The organism is Streptomyces sp. SS8 (genome assembly GCF_054072955.1).
This window is the reverse complement of the sequence record NZ_JBSVCZ010000023.1, coordinates 37,544-59,381: the sequence shown is the minus strand read 5'-3', so window position 1 is coordinate 59,381 and position 21,838 is coordinate 37,544. Positions and strand designations below refer to the sequence as shown.

Annotated in this window: 22 protein-coding genes and 1 pseudogene; 14 read left to right on the top strand and 9 right to left on the bottom strand. The window is 74.9% G+C overall.

Translation table 11 applies throughout. The features are described 5' to 3' along the window. Positions 1–35 precede the first annotated feature (35 nt). The 5 genes from hypD to hypA all read right to left on the bottom strand — a co-directional run bounded on the left by hypD (position 36) and on the right by hypA (position 5,277). Entirely contained in the window at positions 36–1,172 is a 1,137-nt protein-coding gene (hypD, locus tag ACW69E_RS21075; protein ID WP_457499834.1) for a hydrogenase formation protein HypD, read from the bottom strand. Beyond that, positions 1,169–1,525 carry a HypC/HybG/HupF family hydrogenase formation chaperone gene (locus ACW69E_RS21070; RefSeq protein ID WP_457499833.1) on the bottom strand — a complete coding sequence of 119 codons (357 nt, stop codon included), beginning with the start codon at positions 1,523–1,525 and terminating at the stop codon, positions 1,169–1,171. Before ACW69E_RS21070 ends, hypD begins: the two co-directional genes overlap by 4 nt. Positions 1,526–1,587: 62 nt before the next feature. After that, positions 1,588–3,999 (bottom strand): carbamoyltransferase HypF, encoded by a 2,412-nt coding sequence (gene hypF, locus ACW69E_RS21065; protein ID WP_457499832.1) that lies wholly within the window; start codon positions 3,997–3,999, stop codon positions 1,588–1,590. Positions 4,000–4,030: 31 nt separating this feature from the next. Continuing rightward, a complete protein-coding gene (hypB, locus tag ACW69E_RS21060) occupies positions 4,031–4,870 on the bottom strand; it encodes a hydrogenase nickel incorporation protein HypB (RefSeq protein ID WP_457499831.1) in 840 nt (279 codons plus the stop codon). Further along, complete coding sequence (gene hypA, locus ACW69E_RS21055) at positions 4,870–5,277, bottom strand: hydrogenase maturation nickel metallochaperone HypA (protein ID WP_457499830.1); 408 nt, start codon at positions 5,275–5,277, stop codon at positions 4,870–4,872. Before hypA ends, hypB begins: the two co-directional genes overlap by 1 nt. 292 nt (positions 5,278–5,569) lie before the next feature. On the opposite strand from hypA, the gene ACW69E_RS21050 reads away from it, so the two are divergent. The 10 genes from ACW69E_RS21050 to ACW69E_RS21005 all read left to right on the top strand — a co-directional run bounded on the left by ACW69E_RS21050 (position 5,570) and on the right by ACW69E_RS21005 (position 13,843). After that, entirely contained in the window at positions 5,570–6,622 is a 1,053-nt protein-coding gene (locus ACW69E_RS21050) for an NADH-quinone oxidoreductase subunit B family protein (protein ID WP_457499829.1), read from the top strand. A gap of 64 nt (positions 6,623–6,686) precedes the next feature. After that, a complete protein-coding gene (locus ACW69E_RS21045) occupies positions 6,687–8,474 on the top strand; it encodes a nickel-dependent hydrogenase large subunit (protein ID WP_457499828.1) in 1,788 nt (595 codons plus the stop codon). A 13-nt stretch (positions 8,475–8,487) separates the two neighbouring features. Continuing rightward, positions 8,488–9,054 (top strand): NifU family protein, encoded by a 567-nt coding sequence (locus ACW69E_RS21040; RefSeq protein ID WP_457499827.1) that lies wholly within the window; start codon positions 8,488–8,490, stop codon positions 9,052–9,054. 6 nt (positions 9,055–9,060) lie between these two features. After that, positions 9,061–9,756 (top strand): DUF5947 family protein, encoded by a 696-nt coding sequence (locus ACW69E_RS21035; RefSeq protein ID WP_457499826.1) that lies wholly within the window; start codon positions 9,061–9,063, stop codon positions 9,754–9,756. Between the two features lie 10 nt (positions 9,757–9,766). Further along, on the top strand, positions 9,767–9,976 hold the full coding sequence (locus tag ACW69E_RS21030) for a hypothetical protein (RefSeq protein WP_457499825.1): 210 nt from the start codon (positions 9,767–9,769) through the stop codon (positions 9,974–9,976). After that, on the top strand, positions 9,973–10,737 hold the full coding sequence (locus ACW69E_RS21025) for a DUF6084 family protein (RefSeq protein ID WP_457499824.1): 765 nt from the start codon (positions 9,973–9,975) through the stop codon (positions 10,735–10,737). Before ACW69E_RS21030 ends, ACW69E_RS21025 begins: the two co-directional genes overlap by 4 nt. Next, positions 10,725–11,849: a hypothetical protein gene (locus ACW69E_RS21020; RefSeq protein WP_457499823.1), complete on the top strand. Its 1,125-nt coding sequence runs from the start codon at positions 10,725–10,727 to the stop codon at positions 11,847–11,849. The genes ACW69E_RS21025 and ACW69E_RS21020 overlap by 13 nt, the downstream gene beginning before the upstream one ends. Continuing rightward, entirely contained in the window at positions 11,846–12,649 is an 804-nt protein-coding gene (locus tag ACW69E_RS21015) for a hydrogenase maturation protease (RefSeq protein WP_457499822.1), read from the top strand. Before ACW69E_RS21020 ends, ACW69E_RS21015 begins: the two co-directional genes overlap by 4 nt. Further along, on the top strand, positions 12,646–12,777 hold the full coding sequence (locus tag ACW69E_RS21010; protein WP_256463324.1) for a hypothetical protein: 132 nt from the start codon (positions 12,646–12,648) through the stop codon (positions 12,775–12,777). Before ACW69E_RS21015 ends, ACW69E_RS21010 begins: the two co-directional genes overlap by 4 nt. 130 nt (positions 12,778–12,907) lie before the next feature. Further along, entirely contained in the window at positions 12,908–13,843 is a 936-nt protein-coding gene (locus ACW69E_RS21005) for a pentapeptide repeat-containing protein (protein ID WP_457499821.1), read from the top strand. A gap of 24 nt (positions 13,844–13,867) precedes the next feature. Here ACW69E_RS21005 and ACW69E_RS21000 read toward each other — a convergent pair whose 3' ends face one another. Continuing rightward, positions 13,868–14,353 (bottom strand): N-acetyltransferase family protein, encoded by a 486-nt coding sequence (locus tag ACW69E_RS21000; RefSeq protein WP_457499890.1) that lies wholly within the window; start codon positions 14,351–14,353, stop codon positions 13,868–13,870. Between the two features lie 6 nt (positions 14,354–14,359). Continuing rightward, positions 14,360–14,812, bottom strand: a pseudogene (locus ACW69E_RS20995) (GNAT family N-acetyltransferase); the annotation flags it as partial. A gap of 333 nt (positions 14,813–15,145) precedes the next feature. Between ACW69E_RS20995 and ACW69E_RS20990 the strand changes: the two are divergent. Continuing rightward, the gene (locus ACW69E_RS20990; protein ID WP_457499889.1) at positions 15,146–16,363 is read left to right on the top strand and encodes a PP2C family protein-serine/threonine phosphatase; all 1,218 of its coding nucleotides are present in this window, start codon (positions 15,146–15,148) and stop codon (positions 16,361–16,363) included. On the opposite strand, the gene ACW69E_RS20985 is transcribed toward ACW69E_RS20990, so the two are convergent. After that, on the bottom strand, positions 16,360–17,568 hold the full coding sequence (locus ACW69E_RS20985) for a PP2C family protein-serine/threonine phosphatase (protein WP_457499820.1): 1,209 nt from the start codon (positions 17,566–17,568) through the stop codon (positions 16,360–16,362). The two genes, ACW69E_RS20990 and ACW69E_RS20985, sit on opposite strands and share 4 nt — an antisense overlap. 289 nt (positions 17,569–17,857) lie before the next feature. Here ACW69E_RS20985 and ACW69E_RS20980 point away from each other — a divergent pair, with 289 nt between their 5' ends. The 3 genes from ACW69E_RS20980 (at position 17,858) to ACW69E_RS20970 (ending at position 20,456) form a co-directional block, all read left to right on the top strand. Continuing rightward, positions 17,858–18,919 (top strand): P1 family peptidase, encoded by a 1,062-nt coding sequence (locus tag ACW69E_RS20980; protein ID WP_457499819.1) that lies wholly within the window; start codon positions 17,858–17,860, stop codon positions 18,917–18,919. Positions 18,920–19,465: 546 nt separating this feature from the next. Next, a complete protein-coding gene (locus ACW69E_RS20975) occupies positions 19,466–19,681 on the top strand; it encodes a hypothetical protein (RefSeq protein WP_457499818.1) in 216 nt (71 codons plus the stop codon). Positions 19,682–19,826: 145 nt separating this feature from the next. Further along, the gene (locus ACW69E_RS20970) at positions 19,827–20,456 is read left to right on the top strand and encodes an acetoacetate decarboxylase family protein (protein WP_457499817.1); all 630 of its coding nucleotides are present in this window, start codon (positions 19,827–19,829) and stop codon (positions 20,454–20,456) included. Positions 20,457–20,463: 7 nt separating this feature from the next. On the opposite strand, the gene ACW69E_RS20965 is transcribed toward ACW69E_RS20970, so the two are convergent. Then, complete coding sequence (locus tag ACW69E_RS20965; protein ID WP_457499816.1) at positions 20,464–21,666, bottom strand: polyprenyl synthetase family protein; 1,203 nt, start codon at positions 21,664–21,666, stop codon at positions 20,464–20,466. Positions 21,667–21,838 lie beyond the last annotated feature (172 nt).

Sequence of the window (21,838 nt, the reverse complement as noted above, 5' to 3'; positions counted from 1 at the left end):
CGGTGGTGCCGGTGGTGCCGGTGGTGCCGGTGGTGTCAGCCAACGGAGGTCGCCTCCCTCACCGGCTCGGTGCCGCGCTCCGGGCCGCCCAGGCGCCGGTAGAGGTGGTAGGCGGCGCAGGCGCCCTCGCTGGAGACCATGGTGGCGCCCAGCGGGTTGCGGGGGGTACAGGTGGTGCCGAAGGCCTCGCACTCGTTCGGTTTGATCAGCCCCTGGAGCACCTCGCCGCTGCGGCACACCCCGGACTCGCGCGTCGCGATGCCGCCGACATCGAAGCGGTGCTCGGCGTCGTACTCGCGGAACGCCTCCGACAGCCGCCAGCCGCTGGCCGGGATCACCCCGATGCCCCGCCAGGCGCGGTCGGTGACCTCGAAGACCTCCTCCAGCATCCGCCGCGCGGCGGGGTTGCCCTCCTCCCGCACCGCCCGGGGGTAGGCGTTCTCCACCCGGTGCTCGCCGCTCTCGAGCTGGCGGACGGTGCGGCGCACGCCTTCGAGGATGTCCAGCGGTTCGAAGCCGGTGACCACGATGGGCACGCCGAAGCGGTCGGCCAGCGCCGGGTACTCGGCCGTCCCCATCACGCTGCACACGTGGCCGGCGGCCAGGAACGCCTGGACCCGGCAGTGCGGCGCCCGCATGATCGCCTCGATGGCGGGCGGCACACGCACGTGCGAGATCAGCATGCTGTAGTTGCGGATACCGCGCCGCCGCGCCTCGTGGACGGTCATCGCGTTGGCCGGCGCGGTGGTCTCGAAGCCGACGCCGAAGAAGACCACCTCGCGGTCGGGGTGGCGCTGCGCGATCTCCAGTGCGTCCAGCGGCGAGTACACCACCCGTACGTCCCCGCCGGCGCTCTTGATCCGGAACAGGTCGCGGTCGGTGCCGGGGACGCGGAGCATGTCGCCGAAGGAGCAGAAGACCACCTCGGGGCGGGAGGCGATCTCCAGCGCCTTGTCGATCATCTCCAGGGGGGTGACGCACACCGGGCAGCCGGGGCCGTGGATGAGTTCGATGTGCCCGGGCAGCAGCTGGTCGATGCCGTGCCGGATGATCGAGTGGGTCTGGCCTCCGCAGACCTCCATCATGGTCCAGGGGCGGGTGGCGGTGGCGTGGATGTCCTCCAGCAGCCGCTTCGCCAGCTCCGGGTCGTTGAACTCCTCGATGTACTTCACCTGGTGACCTCCTTCGCCGCGGCCGGCCGCTCCGTGCGCCCGCCGGCCGTCTCCGCCGGGGCGGCCTCGGGCCGGTCCTGCCCGGCCTCGGCCGCCGCCCTGTCCCATGCGTCGCCGAACTCCTCGTCCAGCAGACCCAGTTGCTCGAACAGCTCCAGCGACGCCCTGGCCGACTCCTCGTCCAGCCGCTGCAGCGCGAAGCCGACGTGGACGATCACGTACTCGCCGACCTCCGCTTCGGGCAGGTAGGCCAGGCACACGTCCTTGACCACCCCGCCGAAGTCGACATGCGCCATGCGCGTGCCGTCCCGTTCCTCGATCCCGGTCACCCTGCCGGGCACCGCCAGGCACATGTGCGTTCTCCGTCCGTCGCCGGTGAGTTCACTGATGGGTCGTGAGGTTTCGCCGGGGCCCGTCAGGGAGCCCCGGCGCGCGCCGCCACGAGCAGCTGGCCGAGGGCCAGGCCTCCGTCGCCGGGCGGCACGCGGTGGTGGCGCAGCACCGTGAAGCCGGCGGTGCGCAGCCGCCGTTCGCACTCCTCGTCCAGCAGTGCGTTGGCGAACACCCCGCCGGACAGGGCGACGGTGGCCGCCTCGGTGTCCCGGCGCGCCCGCCGGCAGATCTCCTCCACCGCCCCGGCCACGGCCCGGTGGAACCGCGCGGCCACGACCGGGGCGGGGGCGCCGGAGCGCAGGTCGCGGACGGCCTCGCGCAGTACGGGCGCGGGGTCGAGTACGGTCGCGCCCGTGCCCTCCGGGGCCGGCCTGCGCAGGGTGAAGGCGTACCCGGGCCCGTCCTCGTGCCAGGCCGCCGCGGCGGCGGCCTCCAGCTCGACGGCGGCCTGCCCCTCGTACCCGGCCCGGTGGCACACCCCGGCCAGCGAGGAGACCGCGTCGAACAGCCGCCCCATGCTGGAGGTGGGCACACAGGCCAGCGACCGCTCCAACTGCGCCTCCAGGAGGCGCCGTTCCTCCGGTGTGCAGGCGGCTGCGCACGGCAGGTCCGGATCCCAGGGGATCCTGGCGGAGCGCAGATGGGACAGCGCCATGCGGCAGGGGTTGCCCACCCCGGCGTCACCGCCGGGCAGGGGCACGTACGCCAGGTGCGCCAGCCGCCGGTAGCCGCCGTAGCCGGCGAGCAGCACCTCGCCGCCCCATACGGCCCCGTCGTCGCCGTAGCCGGTGCCGTCGAAGGCGACGCCGATGACCGGGGCGCTGCCGTCCAGCCCGTTCTCGGCCATGGCCGAGGCGATGTGCGCGTGGTGGTGCTGCACCCGGTGCAGGGGCCTGCCTCCGGCGCGGTCGCGGGCCCACCGCGTGGAGCGGTAGCCGGGGTGGCGGTCGGCGGCCAGCAGCCGGGGCTCGACGCCGGTCAGCGTGCGCAGGCGCTCGTGCGCGCCGTCCAGCGCGCGCAGGGCGGCCAGGTCGTCCAGGTCCCCGATGTGGGGCGAGAACCAGGCGGAGTGCCCCTCGGCGAGGCAGATAGCGTTCTTCAGGTCCGCGCCGGCGGCCAGGGAGGGCTCCACCGGCACGGGAAGTGTGACGGGGTCGGGGACGTGGCCGCGCGAGCGGCGCAGAACGACCTCGCTCCCGTCCGCGCGCACCCGCACCACCGAGTCGTCGCAGGGCGCCGCGATGGGTCTGTCGTGCCACAGCCAGGCGTCGGCCAGTCCCGCGAGCCGGGCCAGGGCCTCGCGGTCGTCGGTCACGATGGGCTCGCCCGACCGGTTGCCGCTGGTCATCACCAGCACCCCGGGGCCGGGCGGGTCGCCGGGCAGGCCGAACAGCAGCCGGTGCAGCGGGGTGTAGGGCAGCAGCACCCCCACGTCCGGGCTGCCCGGGCAGACCCCGTCCGCCAGCGGGTCCTCCCCCCGCTCGCCGGGCCGGTGGCGGCGCAGCAGCACGATGGGGCGCAGCCGCCCGGTCAGCGCCCGGTGTTCGGCGGGGCCGACGCGGCCGAGCCGGGCGGCGGCCCGTGCGTCGGGGCACATCACCGCGAAGGGCTTGGCGCCACGGGCCTTGCGCTCACGCAGGGCGGTGACGGCGGCGGGGTTCGTCGCGTCGCAGGCCAGGTGGTAGCCGCCGATGCCCTTGACCGCCACGACCGCTCCCTCGGCCAGCAGTCGGCGGGCCCCGGCCAGCGCCTCCTCGCCCGTGGCCGCGCCCGTGGCCGCGATCACGCCGCGGGCACGGGTGAGCCTCAGCCGGGGGCCGCAGTCGTGGCAGGCGACCGGCTGGGCGTGGAAGCGGCGGTCGGCGGGGTCGGCGTACTCCCGTGCGCAGTCCGCGCACAGGGGGAAGGCGGCCATGGTCGTGGTCGCGCGGTCGTAGGGCAGCGCGGTGGCGATGGTGAACCGCGGGCCGCAGTGGGTGCAGGTGACGAACGGGTGCCGGTGGCGGCGGTCGGCCGGGTCGGCCAGCTCCCGCAGGCAGTCGTCGCAGGTGGCGGTGTCCGGCGGGATCAGGGTGCGGCCCCCGCCCCGCTCGGAGGGGCGGATGGTGAACCCTTCACCGTCCGGGCCCGCCTCCGGTCCGGTTCCCAGCGGCGGGATGTCCTCGGCCGCCACCGAGGAGACGACCGCCAGGGGCGGCGCCTGCTCCGCCAGCCCCCGGCAGAACGCCTCCACCGCAGCGGGCGCGCCCTCGACCTCGGCGACCACCCCGCCGGCGTTGTTCAGCGCATGGCCCGACAGTCCCAGCCGCGAGGCCAGTGCGTGGACGAAGGGGCGGAAGCCCACTCCCTGCACGGTGCCGCGCACGGTCAGGCGCCGCCGTACGCGGTCCGCCCCGGTGTCCGGGCCCGGCCGGCCCTCGACGGTGGCCGTCATGGTGCTCCTCTCCGCCCGTCCCCGTCCGCCGCTACCGTGCGGGCAGGCCGGCACCGGGCAGCGCGCCCGGCCCGCCGGGGTGCGTGTGCGGGTGCTCGTGGTCGCGGGGGTGCCCGTGGCCCTGTTCGCCGCCCTGCTCGTGGCGGTGTTCCCGGCCGTGCTCGTGGCGGTGTTCGCGCAGGTGCCGTCCGGCGAGCGGGGGCCGGTGGGGGCGGGCGCCCTCGCACACGGCCAGCACCCTGTCCAAAAGCGCGTCGACGCCCTGCCCGGTGCGGGCGGAGGTGTGCAGCACCTCGACCCCGGGGTTGACCCGCTCCACGCTCTCGGCGAAGACGTCGCCGTCGAACCCGGCCGCCTCGCCGATATCGGTCTTGCTCAGCACGACCAGGTTCGCCAGGCCGAAGGCGGTGGGGTACTTCACCGGCTTGTCCTCGCCCTCGGTGACCGACATCAGCACCACCCGCAGCGTCTCGCCCAGGTCGTAGGCGGCGGGGCAGACCAGATTCCCCACGTTCTCCACGAACAGCACCCGGGTGCCCTCGGGCGGCCAGCCCTCCAGATGACCGCGCATCTGGGCGGCCTCCAGATGGCACAGCCCGCCGGTGAGGACCTGCTTGACCGGCGCGCCGGACCTGGCCAGCCGCCGTGCGTCGTTCTCGGTGGCCAGGTCGGCCGTGAGGGCCGCCGTCGGCACGCCGCGTCCGGCGGCGCGGGCCAGAAGGAGCTCCAGCAGGGCGGTCTTGCCGCTGCCCGGGCTGGACAGCAGGTTGACGGCCGCGATCCCCCGGCCGTCCAGTTCGCGGCGCAGCCCGGCCGCCAGTCCGTCGTTCTTCGCCAGTACGGCCTGCCGTACGTCCACGACCCGGCACATCACGCGACTCCTCCCTGTCGTTCCCCCTGTGGCACCGAGCCGCCGCCGCGGGACGCGCCGGCCGGCGGGAGCGTGACGTCGACGATCTCCAGTTCCCGTCCGGCAACCAGTTCCGTCGCGCCCTCCCCGCACTCCGGGCACCACAGCCGCAGCGGGACGCCGGGGGCGAACTCCAGCGCGCAGGCCGCGCAGCGGGCGCGGGCGGGGACGTCCTCGACGACGAGTTCGGCGCCGGCGAGTTCCGTGCCCTCGGTCACGACCTCGAAGGAGAACCGCAGCGCGTCGGCGACCACGCCGGACAGTTCGCCCACCCGCAGGCGCACCGCCTCCACCGAGGAGGCTCCGTGGCGGCGGGCGGTGTCCTGCGCGCTCTCCACCACGGCGGCGGCGATCGACAGCTCGTGCATGGGGGGTCACGCTAGCCATCGGCCCCGGCTTCCCCGGGGGCCGCCGTTCCGGGTTCCGGGCGAGTTCCCCCGTACGGCCCAGACGCCGCGGCGGCATCCGTACGCGGCGTTCCCCTTCCGGACGCGCGGGCGCGTCCGGAAGGAGGCGCTTCCCGGCACAGCACGTTTGAGTTGTGGGGGTTTGCTGGAAATGTCACGATCCGTGAGGCGGTCGACGGCCCGGCGCACACGGCTCGCCGTCCGCCCCGGGCCCGGGCTCCGGTCCCCGCCACCCGCAGGGAAGGAAGGCTCCATGAGCACCGACACGCTGGCCCCCGGCGGCGTCGACGAGGTTCACATCCTGTGGACCTCCGAGGGCATGAGCTGCGACGGCGACACGGTCTCGGTCACCGCCGCGACACTGCCGAGCCTGGAGGACGTCGTCCTCGGGGCGATCCCCGGCATCCCCAAGGTCCACCTGCACAACAAGGTGCTGGCCTACGAGACCGGCGAGGACTTCACCCGCGCCTTCCACCAGGCGGCCGCCGACGAGCTTGGACCGTTCGTCCTGGTGGTCGAGGGTTCCATCCCCAACGAGAACATCAACGGGGACGGCTACTGGACGTCGATGGGCAACGACCCCGACACCGGTGAGCCGATCACCCTCAACCAGTGGATCGACCGCCTGGCGCACAAGGCGTACGCGGTGGTGGCCATCGGCACCTGCGCCACCTACGGCGGCATCCACGCCATGGCGGGCAACCCGACCGGCTGCATGGGGCTGGCCGACTACCTGGGCTGGGACTTCCGGTCCGCGGGCGGACTGCCGATCGTCAACGTGCCCGGCTGCCCGGTGCAGCCGGACAACTTCATGGAGACCCTGCTGTGGGTCCTGCACCAGGCGGCCGGGCTCGCGCCGCCGATCCCGCTGGACGACCAGCTGCGGCCGACCTGGCTGTTCGGCAAGACCGTCCACGAGGGCTGCGACCGGGCGGCCTACTACGAGCAGGGCGACTTCGCGCTGGACTACAACTCCCCCAAGTGCCAGGTGAAGATCGGCTGCTGGGGCCCGGTGGTGAACTGCAACGTCCCCAAGCGCGGCTGGATGGACGGCATCGGCGGCTGCCCCAACGTCGGCGGCATCTGCATCGCCTGCACCATGCCGGGCTTCCCCGACAAGTTCATGCCCTTCATGGACGAGCCCCCCGGCGGCAGCGTCTCCTCCGGGCTGCTGAGCCGGACCTACGGGCCGCTGGTGCGCTCCCTGCGCGCCATCACCAACCGCACGGTGAACAAGGAGCCCAGGTGGCGCCACAACCGCGCCGAGCTGACCTCCGGCTACGACCCCCGGTGGTCTGGCCGGTGACGACGAACCGCACACCGGCGCCGAGGACGCAAAGGACGCCCAAGAGGCTCGAAAGGAACGCTCCGTGACGACCAGCCAGACCGTCCCGGTCGAGCAGCGCACCCTCACCGAGGTGGCGTTCGACCCCATCACCAGGATCATCGGCAACCTGGGCATCTACACCAAGATCGACTTCCCCAACCGGGAGGTCGTCGAGTGCCGGAGCACGTCCTCGATCTTCCGCGGCTACAGCGTCTTCATGAAGGGCAAGGATCCCCGCGACGCGCACTTCATCACCAGCCGCATCTGCGGCATCTGCGGCGACAACCACGCGGTGTGCTCGATCTACGCGCAGAACATGGCGTACGGGGTGAAGACCCCGCCACTGGGCGAGTGGATCGTCAACCTCGGCGAGGCCGCCGAGTACATGTTCGACCACACGATCTTCCAGGACAACATGGTCTTCGTCGACTACTGCGAACGCATGGTCAAGGAGACCAACCCGTCCGTCCTGGAGCGCGCCGAGCGGACCGCGGCCCCGCGCGGCGACGTGCACGGCCACCGCACGATCGCCGACATCATGCGCTCCTACAACCCCTTCGAGGGCGCCACCTACAAGGAAGCCCTCACCATGAGCCGCCTCACCCGCGAGATGTGCTGTCTGATGGAGGGCCGGCACGTCCACCCCTCCACGCTCTACCCCGGCGGCGTCGGCACCGTGGCCACCCCCCAGGTCTTCACCGACTACCTGGTGCGGCTGATGCGCTGCATGGACTTCGTCAAGCGGGCCGTCGCCATGAACGACGACGTCTTCGACTTCTTCTACGAGGCCCTGCCCGGCTACGAGGAGGTCGGCCGCCGCCGCACGCTGCTGGGCTGCTGGGGCGCCTTCCAGGACCCGGACGTGGTCGACTACGACTACCGGACGATGAACCAGTGGGGCAACGCCATGTTCGTCACCCCCGGCATCGTCGTGGACGGCGAACTGGTCACCACCGATCTGGTCGACATCAACCTGGGCATGCGGATTCTGCTGGGCAGCTCCTACTACGAGGACTGGATCGGCGAGGAGACCTACGTCGACAAGGACCCGCTCGGCAACCCGGTCGACCCCCGCCACCCGTGGAACCAGACCACTGTGCCCGCTCCCCAGAAGCGCGACCTGGACGGCGGCAGGTACAGCTGGGTGATGAGTCCCCGCTGGTACGACCGGAGGACCAACGACTTCCTCGCCCTGGACACCGGCGGCGGCCCGATCGCCCGGCTGTGGGCCACCGCCCTGGCCGGGAAGGTGCGCACTCCGTACGTCCGCTCCACCGGGCGCAGCGTCGAGATCGACCTGCCGAAGACCCCGGCCATGCCGCAGATGCGGCTGGAGTGGACCCCACCGCCCTTCCCCAACACCATCGAGCGCAACCGGGCGCGGATGTACTTCGTCGCCTACGCCGCCGCGATGGCCCTGCACTTCGTCGACAAGGCGATGGAGGAGGTACGGGCCGGACGCACCAGGGTCTTCCAGGACTTCGACGTTCCCGAGGAGGGTGTCGGCGTGGGCTTCCACGAGGCCGTGCGCGGCGTTCTCTCCCACCATCTGGTGATCCGCGACAAGAAGATCGCCAACTACCACCCCTACCCCCCGACCCCCTGGAACGCCAGCCCCCGCGACTTCTACGGCACACCCGGCCCCTACGAGGACGCCGTCCAGGGGTGTCCCCTCTTCGAGGAGAACGGGCCGGAGAACTTCAAGGGCATCGACATCATGCGCACCGTGCGCAGCTTCGACCCCTGCCTGCCGTGCGGCGTCCACATGTACCTCGGCGGCGGGCGCACCCTGCGCCGGACCCACTCGCCCACCTTCGGCCAGGTCTCGTAGCGGGCGGCCGGAGATGCCCTGGGACGACGAGTACGCGCGCGGGCAGGCGGCCCGCGCCGAGGAACTGCTGTCCGCGCTGGAGTCGCTGCCGGACAGCGCCGCGGCCGCCCGCGCCACCGACGCCGTCCACACCCTGGTCGGCCTCTACGGGGACTGCCTGGCCCGGATCGTGGACCGCCTGGGCCGGGAGGAGGGCGGCGGTGACGCGGTGCGCGGGCTGGCCGGCGACGAACTGATCGGCCATCTGCTGCTGGTGCACGGTCTCCACCCCGACCCGCCCGAGACCCGGGTGCGCCGCGCACTGGCCGGTCTGCGGTCGCGGCGGCGGCTCGGGGAGGGCGAGGCGGAGCTGGCCGGGATCTCCCGGGAGGAGGTCCGTATCAGGCTCGGCGCCACCGGGCGCGGCTGCTCCGCCTCCCCGCAGGCTCTGGAGGAGGCGGTGCGCGAGGCGGTGGCCGCCGCCGCGCCCGAGATCGAGCGGGTGGAGGTGGAGACCGCCCCGGACCGGGCGCCCACCGCCCTCATCCCGGTGGACGACCTCTTCCGCCGTCCCGCCCTCGCCGCCGAGCGGGAGGGGTGATCCGCCGTGTCCGCCCCCATCTCCACGCCCCGGCTGCGGCGGCTGGCCCACCGTCCGGCCCGCCCTGGCGGACCGGGAGCGGAGAGTGCCCCGTCCGGGCATCAGCGGTGCGACCTGTGCTCCGAGCCGCTGCCCGAGGCGCACCGCCATCTGCTGGACGTCCGCGCCACCGCGGTCTGCTGCGCCTGCCGCGCCTGCTCCCTGCTGTTCGACCGCAAGGAGGCGGGAGGCGCCCACTACCGGCTGCTGCCGCTGCGCAGGACCCGGCTGGACGAGGACGGGTTCGACGACACGCTGTGGGCCTCGCTCGGCGTCCCGGTCGGCCTGGCGTTCTTCACCCGCGACGGCGAAAGCGGCCAGGTCACGGCCGGCTACCCCAGCCCGCTGGGTCTGCTGCGCTCCACCGTCGAGGCGGAACGCTGGCACGCGGTCCAGGCCTGCGATCCGGCCGTCGCGGCGATGGCCGACGACGTCGAGGCGCTGCTGGTCAACCTGGCGAACGGCGCGCGGGAGCGGTGGATCGTCCCCCTGGACGACTGCTACCGCCTGGCGGCCGTCGTACGCACCCACTGGAAGGGGCTGGGCGGCGGGCCCGAGGTGTGGCGGCACGTCGGGGACTTCTTCCGCTGTCTGTCTCCCGGCCCGCCACCCGGCGCCCCGCACGCCGGCCCGATCCCCACCGAACTCCCGTCCACCACCTGAAGGAGGCGTCATGGCCCGTATCGCCGTAGGCAAGGCCGATGTGAGGCCCGACAGGGCGGCCCACGTCAAGGGCACCAGGCAGGGCAACCAGAAGGGCTCCTACCGCAAGACCCCCGGGCTCCTGCCCGGCGGCCGCTCCACGGCCCGCCGGTCGACGGGAGTCGACGCCGGGCGCCGCGACCCGGTGATGCCCGGGATGCCGAACCTCTCCCCGTCATGACGGCGCCGCACGCGAAGCCGGCCGGCGCTCCGTCCCGGCACCTCATCCCGGCCCTCTCCTTCGAAGTCGCGGGGGCGGAGCCCGAGCGCCACGCCGCCGTGCCCACCCTCCGGTTCGACGTGGAGATCACCCGCACCGGCGGCGGCCCGGTCCGCTCGGTCAGCCTGACGACCGCGATCAGGATCGACGTCACCCGCCGCCACTACGACCAGCGGGCGCGGGCGGCCCTGGCCGAACTGTTCGGCGAACCCGAGCGGTGGGCCACCACCCTGCGCCCGCTGGCCTGGACCCGGACCACGGCGGTGGTCCCCCCGTTCGACGAGACCACCACGGTCGGCCTGACGGTGCCGTGCCCCTGCGACGCCGAACTGGCCGTCACCAAGTACCTGCGGGCCGTCCCCGACGGAGAGGTGCCGCTGGACTTCCTCTTCAGCGGCACGGTCTTCTTCGACGGCGGCCAGGGCCGGCTGAGAACGGCCCAGATCTCCTGGGCCGAGGACGCCGGCTACCGGCTGCCCGCCGCCCTGTGGCACACGCTGGTCGACCGCTACAGCGGCGGCAGCCCCTGGCTGCGGCTGTCCCGCGAGACCCACGACCGGCTCGACGCCTACCGCGCCCGGTGGACGCTGGGCACCCTGGACGACGCCGTCGGCGCCCTGCTGGACCGGGCGGAGGGCCTTCGCACCCGCTCCCCCGCCGCGTCCGCCACCCCCGACATCCCCAGAACACCCGAGACCACCGGAGCACCATGGACGACGTGACACCGGCGGAGCGCACGGCCGAGCCCGCGGGGAAGGCCGAGAAGATCGTGCGCACCTGCCTGTACGAGGGCTACCTGCTCTGGCCGTACCGCAGATCCGCGCTGAAGAACACCAAACGCTGGACCTTCGGCGGGGTCTTCCCCCGCTCGTGCGCCGACGCCCTGGGCGAGGCGCACCGGATGCGCACCCAGGTGCTGCTCGAAACCGGCGGGCGGGCGGCCGACCGCACCGAGGTGGCGGTGCGCGTACGGTTCCTGCACGTCGTCGACCGCGGTGTGGTCAGGCAGGGCCCGGACGGGCCCGAGGCCGTGGACGAGCTGACGGTGGACGGTGAGCGCCACCTCGCCTGGCAGGAGGCGACCGAACGCGAGGTGTCCGTGCCCGTGCGGCTGGACGCGGTCCTCGGCCAAACGGTGCGCGCCCCCGTCGCCGTTCCCGCCGGCACCGACCGCGAACCGCTCCTGGACTCCTCGGGCCGTACCGCCGGCGCCCTCGTCCGCCGGTGGAACGCGCTGAGCGGCACGGTCGAGATCGGCGCCGAGCCCGTCGCGGACGGCGTGTTCCGGCTGACCGTGCGCGTGGAGAACACCACACCGTGCCCGGCGCCCGACCCCGAGGACCGGGGCGCGCGGGAGGCGGCCTGCGCCTACGCCTTCGTCTCCACCCACACCGTGCTGCACAGCCGCACCGGGCGCTTCGTCTCGCTCCTGGACCCGCCCGGGCGGCTGCGGGAGGCGGTCTCGGCGTGCGAGAACCAGGGCACCTGGCCGGTCCTCGTGGACGACGACACCGGCGCCGGTGACGCCGGCGGCGGCGTGTACGGCGCGGGTGACGGGTCGTTCGCCCGCACCGTCCTGTCCTCACCCGTCACCCTGTACGACTTCCCCGAGGTGGCCCCCGAGAGCCCCGGCGACCTGTTCGACGGCACGGAGATCGACCGGCTGCTGATCCTCGGCGTGATGAGCCTGACCGAGGAGGAGAAGCGGGAGGCGCGGGCCTGCGACCCCAGGGCCCGGGAGATCCTGGACCGCTGCGCGGGACTGGACCCCGACGAACTGCTCGCCCTGCACGGCACCATCCGCGAGTTCCGGCCCGTGGGGGAGAAGGCGTGAGGGAGAAGACGGTACTGGTCGGCGGAGTACGGCTGGGACGGGGCGGCCGGGTACGGCTGCGCCCGTCCCCCGGCGCCGACGTCCTCGACCTCGCCCTCACCGGGCGCACCGCCGAGATCGACGCGGTCGAGGAGGACATGGAGGGCCGCACCCACGTGGCGGTGGTCCTCGACGACGACCCGGCGGGGATCGACCTCGGCACCGCCGGGCAGATGGGGCACCGCTTCTTCTTCTCCCCCGAGGAGCTGGAGCCGGCCGGGGAGCCCGGGGAGCCGGCCGCGCCCCCCTCCCGGATCCTGGTGGCCGGGATCGGCAACGTCTTCCTCGCCGACGACGGGTTCGGCCCCGCGGTGGCCGAAGCGCTGCGCGGCCGGCCCCTGCCCGACGGCGTCCACGTCGCGGACTTCGGCATCCGCGGGATGGACCTGGCCTACCGGCTGCTGGAGGGGTACGGCACGGCCGTACTGGTCGACGCCGCGCCCCACGGGCAGCCGCCCGGCACGGTGTCGGTCATCGAGCCGGACGCCGCCGCCCCCGACGACGCCCACGCCGCGCCCGAGGTCCATGCCATGGACCCGGTCAGGACACTGGCCCTGGCCCGGCGGCTCGCGGCCGACGGCGGCGCCCCGCTGCCGCGTGTCCTGGTCGTCGGCTGTGAACCACTGGTGCGCATGCGCGGCGACGAACCGGATGTCGCCGTCGGGCTCAGCGAGCCCGTGCGGCGGGCGGTCGACGAGGCCGTCGGCCTGGTGGAGTCCCTGGTGGGGGAACTGCTCGCGGGGAAGGAGGTGACCCGATGAGGAACGGTGTCTTCGTGCCCGCCGCCGTGGTGCGCGCCGCCGTGGGCGTCCTGCTGGCCGCCGCCGCGGCGACGGCGGTCGCGGGAGCGCCCTCCCTGGTGCGGTACATGCGGATCAGGGCGATGTGAGGGGCGCGGCGGATGTGACGGACCGGCGGCCTTCCGTTCCTGCCGCGGCGCCCCTGCCGCCGGGGGACAATGGTGGCCGTCCCAGGGCCCGGCAGTCGGTGCCCGCCCCTACGGCAGGAGAAGGCGCCCGGTGTCCCCCAGAACCTCCCCCGGCAAGCGACAGCGGCCGCCCGCTGCCGGCCGGGAGCGCGCGGAGCGGCGGCCCGCGCCGCGCCGCGCCCCGGCTCCCGCCCGGGTGCCCGCCTCCGACCCGGAGCTGCGGGCCGACTGCGCCTCCTGTTTCGCGCTGTGCTGCGTCGCGCTGCCCTTCGCCCCCTCGGCGGACTTCGCCGTCGGCAAGGACGCCGGGCGGCCGTGCGGAAACCTGCGGGCGGACTTCCGCTGCGGCATCCACTCCCGGCTGCGGAGGGAGGGCTTCTCCGGCTGCACCGTCTTCGAGTGCTTCGGCGCGGGCCAGAAGGTCTCCCAGGTCACCTTCGGCGGCCGGCACTGGCGCGAGGATGCCCGCACCGCCCGGCGGATGTTCGAGGTCTTCCCCGTCATGCGGCAGCTCCACGAGTTCCTGTGGTACCTGTCCGAGGCGCTGGAACTGCCGCCGGCCCGCCCGCTGCGCCGCGAGCTGCGCCGGACGACGGACGAGGTCGGCCGCCTCACCCGCGCCGGCGCCGACGAGCTCGCGGACCTGGACGTGGCGGAGGTCCGCCGCGGGGTCGACGAACTGCTGCTGCGCGCAGGCGAGCTGGTGCGGGCCACCGTCCCCGGCCGCCGCCGGAGCCACCGCCGGGCCGATCTGATGGGAGCCCGGCTCAAGGGCGCCGATCTGCGCGGGGCCGACCTGCGCGGGGCGTACCTCATCGCCGCCGACCTGCGCGGCGCCGACCTGCGCGGGGCGGACCTGATCGGCGCCGATCTGCGGGACACCGACCTGCGGGGAGCCGATCTGACCGGCAGCGTCTTCCTCACCCAGCCGCAGGTCAACGCGGCCCGGGGGGACGCCCGGACCGGACTGCCCCGGCGGCTGGCCCGTCCCGCGCACTGGCGGTCCGCCGCGCGGGACGGAAGCTGAGGGCCCCGCGCCCCCGGCCCGGCCTCAGGCGAGCGTTCTGGCCATGACGTGCTCCCGGCGGCCGTCGGGCAGCTCGTCGCCGACCGGGCCCGCGTCCTCGAAACCGTGGCGGCGGTAGAGGGCCGCGGCGTGCGCGTTGCCCGGCATCACCGACAGCCGCAGCTCCCCGGCCCCCGCTTTGCGGGCCCACTCCTCCACCGCCCGCACCAGCGCGTCCCCCACTCCCCTGCCCCGCACCTTTGGGGCGACCCACATCGATACCAACTCGGCCACGCTCCCGCCCGGCTCCACGATGCCGCTGACCTGCCCGGCCGGCCGGCCCTCCAGCACGGCGGCGAAGTGCGCGCCGGGGACGCTCAGCCGGGCCCGCCACCTCTCCTCCCGGTCGCCGTCGCCCTGCCAGTCCGCCAGGCGGGAGGAGAAGGCGTACGGGGCCTGCGCGAGCGCGGCGAGCCGCAGTTCGCGCCAGTCGGCCCAGTCGTCGGCCGTCAACTCCCGCACCCCGGCCACGGGGGAAGGCCGCCACACGTACCGGACGTCGGGCTCGCGCTCCTCGTTGCGGCTGCCGTCGGTGTACTCCACCGCGACGAAGCCGTGCCGCTCGTAGAACCGCCGGGCCGGGCCGTTGGCCTGGAACGTCCACAGCTCCAGCCCGTCCGGCCGCCGCCGCCTGGCGAGGTCCACGAACCGGTCGCCCAGCCCCCGGTCCCGCCGGGCGGGGTCGAGGTAGAGCTGCTCCAGCTCTCCCCCGCCCAGCACCATCACCCCCACCACCGCCTCCCCGCAAACGGCCACCCACGTCTCACGGAGCGGCAGGACCACCTCCCGGAACCAGGCCCGCACCTGCTCGTCACCGTGCGCCCGGCGAACGCCGGGAAGCGCCGCGGCGAAGGAACGCAGCCACACCTCGGCCGCCGCAGCGGCGTCCTGGGCCTTCGCGCGGCGGATGACGGGATCGTCTCTGTCCATGGCGGCACATCCTGGCAGTCGTGCGGCCCACCGCACATCCGGATTCCGTCCGGGTGACAGGCGCTCCCCCGACACGCCGGCGCCGCGGCGGCCGGAGGCGTGCCGCGCGTTTCCCCGGGTAGACGACGGTTGCGTCCGGGCGCCGAGCAGGTGGAGTCGCGAACAGGCGTCCGGACGCCGCGGCGCCGGCGGCCGGCGGATCTCCCCCCTCCCGCCGGCCGCCTCCGGCGCGCCGCAGCCCACCGCCCGCCACCACCGCCGCCGGAGCGGCTCCGGCCGGACGGACGACCGTAAGGAGCCGCTGTGCCGGAACGGGAACTCGCCGTCCGCCGCATGCTCGCCGGCCTGCTGAGGGCCAGTCACCTGACGCCCCTGGAGATGCTGCCGGCCACCGTGGCCGAGCACGCGGCGACCGCCGGGCTGAGGGACGTGCGGATCTACCTGGCCGACCTGCAGCAGTACACGCTGCGGCTGCTGCCGGGCCCCGAACCGTTCCCGGACACCGAGGAGAGGGAGCTGCCGGTCGAGGGAACCGTGCCCGGCCGGGCCTTCCAGTACGGTCGGACCCTGCCCGCCGCGGGCGCCGGACCGCACGGCTACCGCTGGTGGGTGCCCCTGCTGGACGGCACCGAACGCATGGGGGTGCTGAACGTCGGCACCGCCCTCGACGACGACCGCACCCATGAGCACCTGGGGCTGCTGTCCTCCCTGACGGCGCTCATGCTGGAGAGCAAGGGCAGGACCAGCGACACCGGCGCCCGGCTGACGCGCACCGGGGAGATGAGTATCGCGGCCGAGATGCAGTGGCACCTGATGCCCCCGCGCACCTATGCCGACGGCCGGGTGGTGATCAGCGCAGCCCTGGAGCCCGCCTACCTCGTCAGCGGCGACGCCTACGACTACGCCACCGCGGGGCCCGTCGTCCATCTGTCGGTCTTCGACGCCATGGGCCACGACACCGCGGCCGGGCTCACCGCCGGCCTCGCCGTGGCCGCCGGACGCAACCTGCGCCGCCGGGGGGCCTCGCTCGCCGAGACCGGCGAGGCGATCGAGGACACCCTGGTGCGGCAGTTCGGCAACACCCGTTACGTCACCGGGATCCTGGCCGCCCTGGACACCCGCACCGGTGTGTTCTCCTGGGTCAACCGCGGACACCACCCGCCGGTCGTCATCCGCGGCGGACGCTGGTCCGCACTGCTGCGCTGCCCTCCCACCCACCCGATGGGCACCGGACTGGGCCTGGCGAGCACTCTGTGCCGCGAGCAGCTCGAGCCGGGCGACCGCGTGGTGTTCTACACCGACGGCATCACCGAGGCCCGCGGCCCGGGCGACCGCGAGTTCGGCCTGTCCCGCTTCGTCGACTTCCTCATCCGCCACCACGCCGACGGCCTCCCCGTACCCGAGACCCTGCGCCGCCTGGTCCACGCGGTGCTCGGCCACCACGGCGGACGGCTCCAGGACGACGCGACCGTGCTGCTGTGCGAGTGGTTCGGCCCCCGCCCCGACGCCGTCGGCCCGGCGGCGGCCCGGGCCGGTCTGCACACCGCCTAACGGGAACCGGCGGCCGGGGGCCCGGGCCCGCCGCTGCCGGAGGCGGGCCCGCGGTCCTGCGCCGGCGGCCGGCTCCGGCGCAGGACCAGGAGGGCGATGTCATCGGCCGCGGCGCCCCCGGTATGGACCGCCAACTGGTCCAGCAGGCCCGCGGCCACCTCGCGGGGAGAGGCGTCCGCCCACCCTGCCAGGCGCTCCCCCAGGGGGAAGAAGGCCCCGGAGGAGTCGCGCGCCTCGGTGACGCCGTCCGTGCAGAGCAGCAGCATGGCGTCGGGCGGAAGAGCGAACCGCTCGACGGCGCGGGAGTCCGGCGCGAGGGATCCCAGCCCGAGCGGCACCCCGGAATTCCGCAGCGGGACCGGCCGGGCCGCCGGCCCGGCCGGCTCCCGGCGCAGCAGGTACGGCGGGATGTGCCCGCAGTCCACCACCTGGACGTCCCCGTCGCCGTCGGCGTTCAGGACGAGCGCGGTGACGAATCGTTCGGGCTCCCCGGTCTGCGCCGCGAAGGCGTTGTGCCGGACGACCGCGTCCTCCAGGACCTCCACGACCGCGGTGAGTTCCGGCTCCCGGCCGGCCGCCTCCCGGAAGGCACCCAGCACCGCGAAGGCCGTCCCGATGGCGGGCAGCCCCTTGCCCTGGACGTCGGCGATGAGCACCCGGGTGCCGTACGGCGAGGACGTGACCTCGTAGATGTCCCCGCCGACCCTGCTGTCCTCCTCCACCGGCTCGTACGCACCGTCGGCCAGGAGGCGGTCGGTGAGCAGCGGAAGAGGGCGCAGGATCTGGCGCTGCAGCGCGGCGGCGGCCGAACGCAGCCGGGTGATCTCCGCGTCCCTGCGGTCGCGCTGCCAGGCCCCGGCGATGCTCAGGCCGCCCAGCGCCGCGGTGAAGAAGACCGTCGAGAGGTTGGCGGAGACGGTCTGGAGCGGGTCGTAGACCAGCAGCCCCACCAGGACGAGGACGACCCACGCGGCGGCGGCGGCGGTCTGCCGCGCCGTACCGAGGCCCGCGACGAAGGCGGGCAGGAAGATCAGCAGGGGAACCAGACCGAGACCCCGGTCGGTCAGGTAGTCGGAGACCACCACCAGCAGCGTCACGACGACGAGCAGGGCCGCCAGCGCCCGGGAGCCGAGCCTCGCGGGGACGTACCCCCTTCTCCGGGCCCCGGCCGCACGTGCTCCGCCGGGGGAACCATGGTCGCGCACCGTCGCCTTCCGCACCTCTCGTGGTCGGGTTCCGCCAGGACGGTCCGTGCCGCGCGGAACCGATCCGGTCTCCCCACCCTGCCCCATCCCCCGGCTCGTCCCCCGGCCGCGCCGGGCATTCGGGCACCGCGTCACCCGTGCGCACCCGCGCCGTACGCCGACACGCCGAGTGTGCCCCGGCGCCGCCCGGCCCGCCGGCGCGCGGGTACTCCTGCGGATGGGACCCTGATCGCCGCGGGCGAGGCGACCTGCGGCGGGAGACGACAGGAGCCGACCGGAGGGGTGGCGCATGGCACACTGTTCTCAACGGGCGCGGGAGCTGGGGATCGTGGCGGACGGCGACGAGCCGGGCCCGTACAACGCGATCACCGACGTGCCCGGCGTCGCCGTCGGACACACCACCGTCCGCAGGCCGCCCGATGTGCACACCGGGGTGACCGCGGTCGTCCCGGCGGGCATCGGGCCCCACCCCGGCGGCACCCCGCTTCCCGCCGCGCTGTTCACCGCCAACGGCTACGGCAAGCTGGTCGGTGCCACCCAGATCGCCGAGCTGGGGCAGCTGGAGTCGCCGGTCGTCCTCACCTCCACCCTCTGCGCCTTCCGCGCCGCGGACGCCGTGGTGAGCTGGATGCTCGCCCGCCCCGAGCACGCCGGGGTCCTCTCCTTCAACCCGGTGGTCGGCGAGTGCAACGACGGGTACCTCTCCGACATCAGGGCCCGGCCGGTGCGCGAGGAGCACGTGCTGGCCGCGATCGAGGGGGCCGGGGGCGGGCCGGTGGCCGAAGGGTGCGTCGGCGCGGGCACGGGCACCTGCGCGCTGGGGTTCAAGGCGGGGATCGGCACCGCCTCCCGGCGGGTCGTGCCGGAGCGGGCGGCTCCTGTCCGGGTGGGCGTGCTGACGCAGGCCAACTTCGGCGGCACGCTGCGGATCTGCGGCACCTCCGTCCTCCCGGAGCCTTCCCGCCCGCCCGCGGATCCGGGACCCGGCGAGGACGGCTCGTGCATGGTGGTCGTCGCGACCGACGCCGCGCTGGACGCCCGGCAGCTGGGCCGGCTGGCCCGGCGCGCGGTGTTCGCCCTGGGCCGGGTCGGCGCCTCCTACGGTCACGGCAGCGGGGACTACGGGCTCGCGTTCAGCACCTCCCCCCTGCTCGGCGGCGCGCCGGCGGCGGTTCCCGACCGTTGCCTCGACCCGCTGTTCGGCGCGGTCCTGCGGGCGACCGAGGAGTCGGTGCTCAACGCCCTGTGCGCGGCGGTCACCACGACCGGCCGGCTGGGCCGCACGGTGCCCGCGGTGCCGGTGGAGCGGCTGCGGGAGCTCGCCGGGAGGGCGTACTCGCCGGGCGAGTGACGTCCGGCGGCCGGGGCGGCACCGGGGCCGTATCGGAGTGCCGCCGATATGCGTGCCGCCGTGAACGGCGGGTACGCGAAGGACACAACCCGCAAGGGAGTCACAGCGGTCAGCGGAGTTCCGCGCGCTGACGCCGCCGGCGGCCGGGTGTCCGTCCCCCGCACAGATCGGCCGCCGGCTCCTCCCTTCCCCGGCCGGCCCCCAAACGAGCCGAGACATCCCGACTCCGGCTCGCCTTGGACGAGGAAGCCGGGCCCGGGAGGAGGACGTGCCGCCCGGCGGGCCCTTCGGGGACCCGCACGAGGCGGCCGCCGTCCGTTCCGGCCGGTACCACCGCCCGTCCCCGGAAGGCCCTCCCCGCCGCGCCCAAGGCCGCACCCGGACAGTGCCCCGGACGGCACCGCGCGGAACGACGGGGCGATGTGGTGACAGATCGACAAATCCCTGCGGGTGACATGGGAGGCCGAATGCAGCAGGCCGCCGCGCGGCCGGGCCGAGCCGGGGTCACGGTGGAAGTCCCCCAACGTCTCGAAGGAGATTGATCCCATGCGTCGTCTTGTCCGCATGTCCGCGGTCGCTGCCGGTCTGTGCTGCGCCCTGTTCGCCGCCGCCCCTGCCGCCACCGCCGCCTCGGCCGCCCCCGAGTCGGGCGTCCAGATGTGCTCCGAGCACGTCAACCCCGGCCTCCTGGGCGGTCTGCTCCCGAGTGCGGGCAGCCAGACCAAGGGCTGCATGACCAGCAACGCCACCACGGCGGAGTAATCATTCGGCGGCATCCCGGTGGGTGCCCCGCGGCCGGGCCGCGGGGCACCCACCCGCCGTTTCGGCACCGCCCCTCCCGCATGTCCCGCCGCCCACGGGGTACGGTCCCCGCACCGCCGACCGTGCCGGGAAGGAGCCGTGGGACATGCCGGATTCCGCTCCCGCCCCGGGCGGGCCTCTCCCCCCGTACCCTCCCGCCCCCTGGACCTTCCGGGGGCAGCTGTGGGTGGCGCTCCTGCCGGTACGCGGACGGCTGCCCGTCCCGCCGGACCTCCGCCCGCTGGCCCGCGCCTCCTTCCTGGCGGTCGGGCTCGTCCGGTACCGGGAGGGCACCCTCGTCTACGACGAACTGGCCATGGGCCCCCTGGTGAGGCGCGGCCGCCGCGCCGGGCTGCTGATCGACCGCATCTGGGTCGACGACGCCGCTTCGGTGCGGGGCGGCCGGGAGATCTGGGGCCTGCCCAAGCGACTCGCCTCGTTCGCCTGGACGGACCGCTCGGTGCACGTCACCGACGACGAGGGCCCGGTCGCCTCCCTGGCCTTCCGCCCGGGAAGGATCCGGCTCCCGGCGTTCCCGATGCCCCTGCCGGGCTTCTCCGGCCCGGCAGGGCGGCGGCTGTTCGTTCCGGGCCGTCTGGTGGGGTCCCCTCGCCCGGAGAAGGTGGCGGTCACCTCGTGGTCGGAGCGGCTTCCGCCCCTGGAACGCACCACCGCCCGCTTCTCGCTGGCGGTACGCCCCTTCCGCATGACCGTCCCCGGGCCGGTGCGCTGCTGACCGCCGGTCACGGCGGCCGCGTGCCCGCCGCCGCCCGCACCAGGTCGGCCAGCCCGCGCCGGACGGCGGGGTCGTCGCAGGTCCGGTCGATCCTGTCCAGGGCGAGCGCGCTCAGCCGCTCGATCCGCCTCTCCACGGCCGCCCGCACCCCCAGCCCGGTCAGGACCTCGCGGAAACGGGCGAGCCGCTGGGGGGTCAGTGTCCGGTCGCCCAGACTCCCGCGCAGGACGGCGAGGGCCTCGGTGTCGCCGAGCGCCTCGGCACGGGCCAGGGCGAGGGCCGCCGGATAGGTGTTCTTGCCCTCCCGTACGTCGTCGCCCGCGGGTTTGCCCGTTCGCCGCGGGTCGCCGAAGACGCCGAGGAGATCGTCGCGGAGCTGGAAGGCCAGCCCCGCCCGCCGGCCCGCGAAGCGCAGCGCGCCGACGAGTTCGGGTGCCGCCCCGCGCAGGGCCGCGCCCAGTTGGAGGGGGCGCTCGGCGGTGTAGAGGGCGCTTTTGAGGTGGGCCACGCGCAGCGCCGCCGGCGCCGAGAAGCCTCCTTCCGCCTGGGTGTGCAGATCGAGGAACTGGCCGGCCACCATCTCCGTGCGCATCGCGTGCCACGGCTCCCGCACCCGCCGCCCGGCCGGTCCCTCCGGCAGGGCCTCGGCGAACATGTCGTCGGCCCAGGCCAGCGCGAGGTCTCCGGCGAGGGTCGCCATCGACGCTCCGTAGGCTTCGGGACTGCCGAGCATCCCGTCGTGCCGGTGGCGGCGGGCGAGTTCGGTGTGGAGGGCCGGGCGGCCGCGGCGCAGCGCGGAGTCGTCCATCAGGTCGTCGTGGACCAGCGCGCAGGTCTGGAGCAGTTCCAGGGCTCCGGCGAGCCGGAGGGCGGTGGCCTCGTCGCCGTCCCCCGGCCGCCCGCCGGCTGCGCGCCAGCCCCACCACAGGAAGGCGGCCCGCCTCCGTTTGCCCCCGTGCAGCGTGAACCGCGCGACCTCGCGGGCCAGCCGGGCGCGGAAGAGGCCGTCGAGGCCGCCGGCCTCCTCGCACCTGCGGCCGGTGTAGCGCCGCAGGGTCTCCTCCAGGCCGTGCCGGAACTCGTCGCCGGGCCCCGCGGACCCGCCGCGGTCCGGGCGGGGGCGGGTGCCCCGGGCCGGTCCCGCCGACGGCCGCTCGTGGGCGCCGGCGGGGTCGTCACCGCCGGGAGCGCCGGGACCGGTCACAGCCATCGGGCGCCTCGCACGGGGCCGTGCCCGGCCCGGCGGGGAGGCGGGAGCACCGCGCAGGGCGGGACGCGGACAAGCCACGGCCGGCGGGCATCGCGGTCCTCCTCGCCGTCGGGTACAGGGCACCGGGCAGTGGCGGACGGGTGCCCTTACCGGGCTGCGGGGAACCTCCGGC